General features: G+C 70.2%; 5 protein-coding genes. 3 read left to right on the top strand and 2 right to left on the bottom strand.

The window, feature by feature from the left end; translation table 11 throughout:
- Entirely contained in the window at positions 1–132 is a 132-nt protein-coding gene (locus tag ABI385_RS00560; RefSeq protein WP_348101777.1) for an HAD hydrolase-like protein, read from the top strand.
- A 226-nt stretch (positions 133–358) separates the two neighbouring features.
- On the opposite strand, the gene galK is transcribed toward ABI385_RS00560, so the two are convergent.
- Positions 359–1,525 (bottom strand): galactokinase, encoded by a 1,167-nt coding sequence (galK, locus tag ABI385_RS00555; protein WP_348101776.1) that lies wholly within the window; start codon positions 1,523–1,525, stop codon positions 359–361.
- Between the two features lie 42 nt (positions 1,526–1,567).
- Between galK and ABI385_RS00550 the strand changes: the two genes are divergently transcribed.
- Positions 1,568–2,107 carry a 2'-5' RNA ligase family protein gene (locus ABI385_RS00550; protein ID WP_348101775.1) on the top strand — a complete coding sequence of 180 codons (540 nt, stop codon included), beginning with the start codon at positions 1,568–1,570 and terminating at the stop codon, positions 2,105–2,107.
- A 24-nt stretch (positions 2,108–2,131) separates the two neighbouring features.
- Positions 2,132–3,235: a YihY/virulence factor BrkB family protein gene (locus ABI385_RS00545; RefSeq protein ID WP_348101774.1), complete on the top strand. Its 1,104-nt coding sequence runs from the start codon at positions 2,132–2,134 to the stop codon at positions 3,233–3,235.
- Positions 3,236–3,297: 62 nt separating this feature from the next.
- On the opposite strand, the gene ABI385_RS00540 is transcribed toward ABI385_RS00545, so the two are convergent.
- A partial coding sequence (locus ABI385_RS00540) for a hypothetical protein (protein WP_348101773.1) occupies positions 3,298–4,715 on the bottom strand: 1,418 nt, incomplete at its 5' end.

Here is a 4,715-nt window from a genome sequence, read left to right as displayed (position 1 = left end):
CTGCGAACGGTCCTGGTACTGACGGGCTCGACGCGGCGCGAGCAGGTGGAGCACTTTCCCTATCGGCCCACCAGGATCGTCGACTCGATCGCCGACGTCATCCCGCTCGTGGACGAGTTCGGACGAGCATGAGCAGTCGAGGCCCCCGGTGAGGGTTTGTCGCATGACGAGGTCCCGGTTTGCCAGGCAGCTGAACGCCCAGACGGCTGCGACCGCTGCGGGTGTCTGACGGTCGGCGCAGTCGGCCCGGCGAGTGGGCATAGTGTTCCGGCATACCGATCGTCACTCGGACTCCCCGGCCTCGCTGACATCCGTATCACTTCACGTGCGAGTTGCGACGGGTGGTCGTCAGGCCGACTCACAGGTCTCGCGCCGCCGGGCCGCCCGCCGTCACGGCGAAGCTGGCTGGGGCCTTCAGTCCCGAGTCCGCGAACGCCCGTTCGACTGAGGCGGAGACGGTCTCGATCTCGTCCGCTCGCACGAGCGCGATCGCCGAGCCTCCGAACCCGGCACCGGTCATCCGCGCCCCGAGCGCGCCGCAGCCCAGGGCAGTGTCCACGACCAGGTCGAGCTCCACGCAGGACACCTCGTAGTCGTCGCGCAACGAGGCGTGGGACTCGGTGAACAGCTCGCCGACGGTGTCGAAGTCGTCGTCCTCCAACGCCGCGACGCACCGCACGACGCGCTCGATCTCGGTGACGACGTGCCGGACGCGGGCTCGGGCCCGCTCGTCATCCAACCGGTCGAGTGCCTCGTCGAGCCCGTCCATCGGAACCTCGCGCAATGTCGCGACTCCGAGTGCCTCCGCCGCGTGCTCGCAGGTGGCTCGTCGCTCGGCATACTGCCCGTCGACGAGAGCATGCTCGGCCCTGGTGTCGACAACCAGAAGGGCGAGGCCGTGCCGCTCCGGCTCGAACGGCACCTGACGGACGGCTCCGGAACGAGAGTCGAGCAGCAACGCATGGCTGCGCGTCGTGCGCAGCGACGCCGCCTGGTCCATGCCGCCGGTGGGGGCGCCGGCGATGTCGTTCTCGGCGAGCTGGCACAGGTGCGCCGCGCGCGCCCGGCCGGCCGGCTGGCCCAGCATGCCGATGTGCAGCAACCGGTCGAAGGCCGCCATGACGCTGCACTCGAGCGCGGCGGAGCTCGACAGTCCGGCACCGACCGGGACGTCACTGACGACGACGATGTCGGCGCCGGGCACGCGATGACCCGCCTGCTCCAGCGCCCAGGCCACTCCGGCCACGTAGGCGGTCCAGCCGGTGGGGTGGCCCGGCCGGACATCGCTGAGTGAGACCTCGCTGACGGCGTCTCCGGCGTGGGCGCTCGACATGCGCAGCAGGCCGTCGTCACGCAGGCGCATCGCGGCGTACGTGCGCTGCGGCAAGGCGATCGGCAGCGCGAGGCCGCCGTTGTAGTCCGTGTGCTCGCCGATCAGGTTGACTCGACCGGGGGCCGACCACACACCGGACGGCTCCTGCCCGAAGAGCTCGCGAAAGGTCCGTGCAGCCTCGGTTGCGGTCACGCGCGTAACGCTAGCCCAGGCCCTCCTGCCAGAATGCCAGTCATGTCCGATGCCGCCTCGAGCTCCGGCGACGTTCTCACGGTCGGGGTATCCATCCCCATCCCGGCACCGTTCGGACCACACCTACAGGGTCGGCGAACCGCATACGGAGACCCGCTGGGGGCGGTCACCCCGGCGCACGTCACCCTGCTCGGGCCGACCGTGGTCGACTCGGCCGACCTGAGCGAGCTCACCGACCACCTCGCAACGGCGGCGACCGACGTCAGCCCGTTCATCATGACCCTGCGCGGGACCGGGACCTTCCGTCCCGTGTCCGCCGTGGTCTTCGTCCACCTCGCCCGCGGCATCTCGGCCTGCGAGCAGCTCGAGCTGGGAATCCGGAAGGGTCGGTGGGGCGCACCGCTCGCCTTCCCCTTCCATCCCCACGTGACGATTGCGCACGACGTCGCCGAGGGGGAGCTCGACCGAGCTTTCGAAGAGCTCGCCGACTTCGTGGCGACGTTCGAGGTCCGCGGGTTCCACCTCTACGTCCAGGATGATGACGGGGGCTGGGTACCAGTCCGTGAGTTCCCTCTGGGTTGACAACGTGCTTCGGGAGGCCGACCGATGAAGAAGCTCTGGGCACGGATCCAACAGCTCAAGCTCTACCGCGCCAACCAGCGATACAACCAGGTACGCGGCAACCTCCTGTCCGCAGGGATCGCCTACTACGCGTTCTTCTCGATCTTCCCGGCCGTCGGGATCGCCGCGGTGGTGTTCGGGTTCGTCCTGCGCAACAACCCCACTCTGCTCGCCTCGGTCGGGGACGCGATCAACGGCGCGCTCCCGAACCTCGTCACAACCTCGGCGAACCCCAAAGGCCTGATCACCCTGTCCACGCCGTCCCTGTCGGTACTGACGATCAGCGGGGCGATCGCCGTTGTCAGCCTCGTCCTGTCCGCGGCAGGGTGGATCGGCTCGTTTCGTGACGGGATCCGCGCGAGCCTCGGTGCCACGGGCTCACCCGGCAACTTCCTCACCGACAAGCTGCGCGACCTCGGGGTGTTCGTCCTTCTCGGCGTGGCCTTCCTGCTGTCCGCCGTGCTCACGACGGTGCTCGGTGCCGCTTCGGGCTGGCTCGCCGAGAAGGTCGGCCTCGGGGACCACTCGTTCATCGTGACCGCGGTCGGGCTGGCGGTCGGCTATGTCGTCGATGTCGCCGTCCTCGTCCTCATGCTCCGGGTCCTTTCCGGCATCGCTCTGCCGTGGCACGTCGTGCGACAGGCCGCCATGGTGGGTGGGCTCGGGCTGGGGATCGTGAAGTTCTTCGGCACCCAGCTGATCGCCAGCGCGACCCGCAGCCCGCTCCTTGCGTCGGTGGCACTCATCATCGGGATGTTGTTCTGGCTCAACCTGATCGCCCGGCTCGTGCTGCTGTCGGCCTGCTGGGCGTACCTCGACGTGAAGGAGACGGAGGGAATCGGGATCGACGCCGAGGCGGCCGGCGACCTTGCCGGAGCCGTCCGTAGCGGCGACACAGCAACGGACGGCTCGCAGCCCGTCCGTCACGAGACGGCGCGGCTCATCCCACCCCCCGGGGCGACCGCCGGTGTCGTCGACCCCCGGGCGTCGCGCGAGCGGGACCGGGTCAGTGTCGTGGCCGGTGCGGTGCTCGGTGCCGCCGCAGCGGTGGGCGTCGTCAACGCGGTACGCCGTCTGGTCTCGCGCTGACTGAACCTCGTCTGCGCTGAACCTTGTTGCACTGAACCTCGTCTGCGCTGAACCTTGTGGCCCTAAACCTTGTTGCGGTCGTGGGCGCGTCTGATCCGCACCGCCGCGAACGCGACGAGCAGGAGCACGGCGAGGACGGCGTATGTGGCGGGGTTGCCCCCGGCGGTCTGCGCCGAGGTGCGCAGGGCGGGCAACGGGTTCCCGCCGGCCTGCTCCGGTGAGGCGCCGGCCAGGACGGGTGCACCCGTCGGGCTCGAAGGCGAAGCCAGGGTGGCACCCGCGGCGGGAACCTCGGGGGTCGCGGTCGGGTCCGGGGTGCCGGCCGTCGTCGGGACCGGGGTGCCGCCGAGCTCGGGAGGTTGTGGTGCCCCGGGTGCCACAAGCGTGCCAACGGGGGTCAGGTTCGCCGCGTTGGCGAAAGCCCAGTCCAGCAGGGCGGCGCTGCGCTTCCAGCTCGGCACGTCCGTGCCACCCATCTGCGCGATGACCAGGGTCCGCCCGCCTCGGGTCGCCGCGCCGATGAACGTCTGCCGGGCGCCCGTCGTAAAGCCGTTCTTGACACCGATCGTGCCCGGGTAGTTCGCGAGCAGCAGGTTGTGGTTCTGGATCTGGAACGGCGCGTAGACCTTGCCGCCACGGTCGGTGCCCCCGGGGAACTCGTACTGGCCGGCGGTGGCATAGGTCCGGTAGGCCGCCAGCTTCATCACCGCACGCCCGAACAGGGCCAGGTCATAAGCGCTGGAGTGCTGTCCGTCTGCGTCCAGACCGGAGGGGTCGACCGCGACGGTGTCCCAGGCGCCGAGCCCGCGGGCCTTGACGTTCATGTCGGCGATGGTCTTGTCCTTGCCCCCGTACGCGTCGGCGAGGGCGTACGCCGTGTCGTTGCCACTGATGAGCACCAGGCCGTAGAACAGGTCGGCGACGGTGTAGGTCGCCCCGGGCACCAGACCCACCCGCGTGCCGTCGGCATTGGCCTCGACGTCGGTCGCCGTCACCGACGTCGCGGGGTCGAGCGACGGCAGGACCACCAAGGAGGTGAGGGTCTTGAGGGTGCTGGCCGGCAGCAGCCACGCGTGGGCGTCCTTCGCCGCGAGGATCTGGCCACTGTCCATGTCGGCCACGACGTAGGAGACGTCGCTGACGATGGGCGGGGCCGGAACCGACGACGTCGACTGGTATATGACCCCCGACGTCGCCAGCTTCGGACCACCTACCGTGTGAGCGGGCGAGACCGACGGGGCGGCGATCGGGGTCGGAGGGGCGACGACGCATACCGGTGTGGTCGTGGTGGCACCGCCCGACGGCGTCTGGCTGGTCGGCGGGCTGCCCGTGCTCGGGGCGACCGTCTGACCGGACGGGCAGGGGCTCGGCGTGGCCGCCGCGGGGCTGCTCCCGACCACTGAGGCGAGCAGTGCTAGCGACACGGCCAGCACGGTTGGCACGATCGCGCGGACGCGACGCCGGGGGCTCGAAGAGGGAT

The organism is Lapillicoccus sp., assembly GCF_039935575.1.
Taxonomy (GTDB): domain Bacteria; phylum Actinomycetota; class Actinomycetes; order Actinomycetales; family Dermatophilaceae; genus Lapillicoccus.
This window is presented reverse-complemented; position numbering and strand designations above follow the sequence as displayed.